Raw genomic sequence first — 5,239 nt, forward strand, 5'->3', positions numbered from 1 at the left:
CCCCCCCGGGCGCCCCCCCCCCCCCCCCCCCCCCACACCCCCCGCGGGGGGGGGGGGGCCCCCCCCCCGCGCGCGGCGCCGCCCCCCCCCCCCCCCCGCGCCGGGCGCCCCCCGCCCGGACGTGTGCGGCCCCCGCCGGGTGACCCGGCGGGGGCCGCACACGTATGCGCTCGTTCCTCCCCGCCGGTGCGGTGGGAGGGGGCGGAACGACGGGTGGACGCCGCTGTTCGACGAGGTAACAGAACGCGTTCGATTGATCGCGAAGCGTGTAAATAGGGTTGAGTGTAGGCGCCTCGGCGAGCGCTCGCAGAGGGTTGCCGAATATGACTCCAGCGTGATGCGAGCCGACTAAGCTCGCCCGGAGCGCGGCGAGTTGAACGAGTTGCGCCAGATTCGCGCNCTTGTTCGCGCATATCTCTGCCTATTCGACAATTCATTCCCCTGTACGTGCTCCACCCCCTCGCACCCCCGCACCTCCCTCGCACCACCCCCCCCCGGCACAGCCTTCGCACCACCCCCGTGCACCACCCCCGCACCACCCGCACCACCCCACGCACCACCCCGTGCGCATCCCCCACTTCCCCGATTTCCTCCCCCAAGACGAGTCTTCAGAGGGCATACATGGTGAGTGTTCAATCGCCTCCCGGTGGCCGAGAAGTCCCTTACGTACGCGTACTGTTGCTGCCCGCCATGCTGATGGCGGCGGTCACCGGAGCCGCCGTCGCCGTGGTGGCGGACCCGGCCCGGACCGCCGTGGCCTGGTGCGGCACGGTCGCCACGCTGATGGTGATCGCCGTCGGCGCCGAGGCCGCCCGCCGCGGCCGCGCCATCCGGGAGCTGCGCAGGAGTCACGCGGAGCGGGTCGCCCACCTGGAACAGCGGATCGCGGCCCTCGACGACGACACCGAGCGGCTCGCCCGCGACCTGCTGCCGCACATGGTCGTCCGCGTCCGGCAGGGCGAGGCCCCCTCGGAGGTCGTCCGCCTCGTCATCGACGGCGACGAGACCAACCGGCGACTGCCGCACGCGCAGCGCGTACTGCTGCGCTCGATCCTCGACATCATGGACCACGAGGAGGCGATGCGGGAGAACGCCCAGCGCGCGTTCGTCAACATCGCCCGGCGCGTGCAGTCCATCGTCCACCAACAGGCCGCCGAACTCCGCGAGATGGAGGAGTTCCACGGCCACAACCCCGAGGTCTTCGACGACCTGCTGCGCATCGACCACGGCACGGCCCTCATCGGCCGCCTCGCCGACTCGATCACCGTGCTCGGGGGCGCCCGGCCGGGCCGCCAGTGGCCGAAGCCCGTGCCGCTGTTCAGCGTCCTGCGCGGCGCCATGTCCCGCATCCTGGAGTACCGGCGCGTCGATCTGCACTCCATCGCCAAGGTCGCCATCCACGGCACCCGGGTCGAGCCGCTCATCCACGCCTGCGCCGAACTCCTCGACAACGCGACCCGCTACTCCCCGCCGCAGACCCGCGTGCACGTCACCGCCGTCGAGGTGCAGACGGGCATCGCCATCGAGATCGAGGACGGCGGTGTCAGCCTCAGCGAGGAGGCCCGCGGCCGGGCCGAGAAGATGCTCGAGGAGGCCCAGAAGGGCCTCGACCTGAACGACCTCGGAGAGACGCCGCGGCTCGGCATGGCGGTCGTGGGCCGGCTCTCGCAGATGTACAACATGCAGATCTCGCTGCGGCAGTCCGCGTACGGCGGCGTGCGCGCCGTCCTCATCGTGCCGCGCGACATGCTCACCAGCGCGCCGGCGACCGGTCTCGCGCACGGCATCGGCGCCTCGGCGGTGCCGCGCGTCGACGCCGACGGCAAGATCATCGAAGAGGCCCGGGACATCCGGCGCAAGAAGCCGCGCAAGGTCACCACCGTGCCGCGCCCCTCCATGTCGTTCAGCTCCTCCATGGCGGACGAGGTCCCGGAGGTCACCGAGTGGACGGCCAACGGCCTGCCGCAGCGCAGGAGCCGCGTCAAGATGTCCCTCGCCGAGCGCTACAAGCAGGAGGCGGAGGCGCAGCGGCGCGCGGAGGCGGCCCTGGCGGCCTCGCCCGCGCAGGCCGCCCCCGCCCGGCCCGCGCCGAAGAAGAAGAAGGAGGAGCCCCCGCCCGGCATGTGGGTGGAGGCCTTCATGGCGGGTGTGAAGGGCGAGAGCCCCGGCGCGGGTGAGCCCGCGCCCGTGCCCGACCCGGCGGCACCGCAGCAGGACCGCGACGAGAACGACCACGGCAGTACCGACCACGCCGACGAGGGGGGCTGGAAGTGATCCAGCAGCGGGCCAACTTCGACTGGATGCTCAAGGAACTCGCCGACGGCGTGCCGCAGACCCGGCAGATCGTGGTGCTCTCCGCCGACGGGCTGCGCATCGCGCGCCACGGCGGCGACCCGGACGGCGCCGACCGCCTGGCCGCCGCCTGCGCCGGACTGCAGAGCCTCGCCGCGGCCGTCGCCACCGAGATCACGGAGAGCGACGGCACCATGCGGATGGTCATCATCGAGGTCGACGGCGGCTACTTCTACATGATGGCCGCGGGCGCCGGTGCCTATCTGGCCGTGCTCGCCGACGAGACCGTCGACGCGGGGCTGGTCGCCAACCGCATGCGCGACCTGGTCGTCCGGATCGGCGCCCACCTGACGAGTCCGCCCCGGCGAGACGGGCAGGCCGTATGACTCATCCGCACGACCCTTCCCTCGACTCCTACGACTCCCTCGACTCCCTGGACGCCTTCGCCGCCGCGGACTCCTTCGACGACGTCCACGACCCGCGGTTCCAGGCCGAGGTGCCCGTCCAGCGCGCGCGGCGCGACCCGGAGAACCCCGCGAGGCTCTACATCCTCACCGGCAAGGACTCCGAGCGGGCGCCGCTCGACCTGGTCACGCTGATCGTCGCCAAGGCCGAGCCGTCACCGACGGCGCAGCCGGAGCACTCGGCGGTGCTGCGGCTGTGCCGGACCCCGCTGTCCGTGGCGGAGCTCTCGGCCTACCTGGTGCTGCCGGTCAGCGTGGTGACCGTGGTCCTCACGGAGTTGCTCGCGGCGGACTTAGTGCAGGCGCGTGCCCCAGTCGTGCGCTCCGCGCTCCCCGACCGTTCCCTTCTCGAAGCGGTGATGCATGGACTTCAAAAGCTCTGACACGCTCACCTCCGGCATGCTCCCCGGGCCGCGCGAGCAGGACGTGCTGCCGGCGACGGCCTCCTCCGCGGTGAAGATCGTCATCGTGGGCGGCTTCGGGGTCGGCAAGACCACGATGGTGGGCTCCGTCAGCGAGATCCGCCCGCTGACCACCGAGGAGACCATGACCGAGGCCGGCATCGGCGTCGACGACGACTACGGCTCCGAGACCAAGACCGCCACGACCGTGGCCATGGACTTCGGCCGGATCAGCATCTCCGAGGAACTGGTGCTCTACCTGTTCGGCACCCCCGGGCAGGAGCGGTTCTGGTTCCTGTGGAACGGCCTCTTCGAAGGCGCGCTCGGCGCGGTCGTCCTCATCGACACACGGCGCCTCGCCGTGAGCTTCGACGTGATAGGGCGCCTGGAGGAGCGCGGGGTGCCGTTCATCATCGCCGTGAACGACTTCCCGGACGCGCCCCGGCACCCCGTCGAGGCCCTGCGGACGGCGCTCGACCTGGAGAAGGGCGTGCCGATCGTGCACTGCGACGCGCGCCGGCGCTCCTCCAGCCGCGACGCGCTGCTGACCCTCATGCGCTATCTGCACTCCCTCGCCATGGCCCGGGCCTAGCCCGGGCCCCACGAACCTTCGCAACCCCGGAGCGATGACCGTGACGACTCCCTCTTCGTCCCCCGCCCCGTCCCGATCCACCGCCGCGCCGCCCGGCTGCCCCGCCCACCAGGACATCGCCCCCACCGGCCCCGGCGGGCTGCGCCGGCTGTACGGGCCCGAGGCCGACGCGGACCTGGCGGGCGTGTACGAGAAGCTGCGCGCCGAGCACGGCCCCGTGGCGCCCGCGCTGATCCACCACGACGTACGCGTCTGGGCGGTGCTCGGCCACAGCGAGAACCTGCACATGGTCCGCACGCCCTCGCAGTACACCCGCGACTCCCGCGTGTGGAGCGCCGTCAAGGACGGCACCGCGGGCCCCGACCACCCGCTGGCGCCCGTGTTCACCTGGCAGCCGATGTGCACCTTCGCCGAGGGCGCCGAGCACCAGCGCCTGCGCGGCGCGGTCACCGGCGCCATGGCGGGCCTCGACCACCGCGGCATCCGCCGCCACATCAACCGCTACACCAACGGACTCCTCAACGACTTCTGCGAGCGGGGCACCGCCGACCTGGTCAGCCAGTTCGCCGAGCACCTGCCGATGATGGTCATGCTGCACGTGCTGGGCATGCCCGAGGACTACAGCGACCGCATGGTGCAGGCCGCCCGCGACATGATCAAGGGCACCGACACGGCCATCGCCAGCAACGCCTACGTGATGGAGGCCCTCACCCGGCACGTGACGCGCCGCCGCGCCCACCCCGAGGAGGACTTCACCAGCGCCCTCATCGCCCAGCCCCAGCAACTCACCGACGACGAGGTGGCCGCGCACCTGCGCCTTGTGCTCATCGCCGCGTACGAGGCGACGGCGAACCTCATCGCCAACGTGCTGCGCATGGTGCTCACCGACCCGCGCTTCCGCGCCCAGCTCAGCGGCGGCCAGATGACCGTGCCGGAGGCGGTCGAGCAGTCCCTGTGGGACGAGCCGCCGTTCAGCGCCATGGTCGGCTACTTCGCCAAGCAGGACACCCAGCTCGGCGGCCAGCGGATCAGGGCCGGCGACGGCCTCCTGCTCGGCATCCAGCCGGGCAACGTGGACCCCGTCGTCCGCCCCGACCTGTCCGCGAACATGCAGGGCAACCGCTCGCACCTGGCCTTCAGCGGCGGACCGCACGAGTGCCCCGGACAGGACATCGGCCGCGCCATCGCCGACACCGGCGTGGACGCGCTGCTCATGCGGCTCCCGGACGTCGAACTCGCCATCGACGAGTCGGAGTTGACCTGGCGTTCGACGATCCTGTCCCGGCATCTGGTGGCGCTGCCGGTGACCTTCGGCAAGCGGCCGCCGCAGGACGTCGGGGCCCGGCCCATGGCGCACGTGGCGGCGCCGCGCAAGAACTGGGAGGTGTCGTCGCCGCTGCCGCAGCCGGTACCGCCCGCCGCCGTCCCGGCGCCGCCCGCCGCCCCGGCGCCGCCGCCGGCACCCCCCGCCGCGCCGCGCGCCCCCCCCC

At 72.6% G+C, this 5,239-nt stretch carries 5 protein-coding genes; all 5 read left to right on the forward strand.

The window, feature by feature from the left end:
- Nucleotides 1–621 precede the first annotated feature (621 nt).
- Nucleotides 622–2,274 carry an ATP-binding protein gene (locus QK440_RS40630; protein WP_282798295.1) on the forward strand — a complete coding sequence of 551 codons (1,653 nt, stop codon included), beginning with the start codon at nucleotides 622–624 and terminating at the stop codon, nucleotides 2,272–2,274.
- On the forward strand, nucleotides 2,271–2,678 hold the full coding sequence (locus tag QK440_RS40635; protein WP_282798296.1) for a roadblock/LC7 domain-containing protein: 408 nt from the start codon (nucleotides 2,271–2,273) through the stop codon (nucleotides 2,676–2,678). Before QK440_RS40630 ends, QK440_RS40635 begins: the two co-directional genes overlap by 4 nt.
- A gap of 110 nt (nucleotides 2,679–2,788) precedes the next feature.
- Nucleotides 2,789–3,139 carry a DUF742 domain-containing protein gene (locus QK440_RS40640; protein ID WP_282798299.1) on the forward strand — a complete coding sequence of 117 codons (351 nt, stop codon included), beginning with the start codon at nucleotides 2,789–2,791 and terminating at the stop codon, nucleotides 3,137–3,139.
- The gene (locus QK440_RS40645; protein ID WP_282798297.1) at nucleotides 3,120–3,749 is read left to right on the forward strand and encodes an ATP/GTP-binding protein; all 630 of its coding nucleotides are present in this window, start codon (nucleotides 3,120–3,122) and stop codon (nucleotides 3,747–3,749) included. The genes QK440_RS40640 and QK440_RS40645 overlap by 20 nt, the downstream gene beginning before the upstream one ends.
- A 40-nt stretch (nucleotides 3,750–3,789) precedes the next feature.
- On the forward strand, nucleotides 3,790–5,239 hold a 1,450-nt coding region (locus QK440_RS40650; protein WP_282798298.1), incomplete at its 3' end, for a cytochrome P450.

This window comes from Streptomyces sp. CC224B, from assembly GCF_030010595.1.
GTDB lineage: Bacteria > Actinomycetota > Actinomycetes > Streptomycetales > Streptomycetaceae > Streptomyces > Streptomyces longispororuber.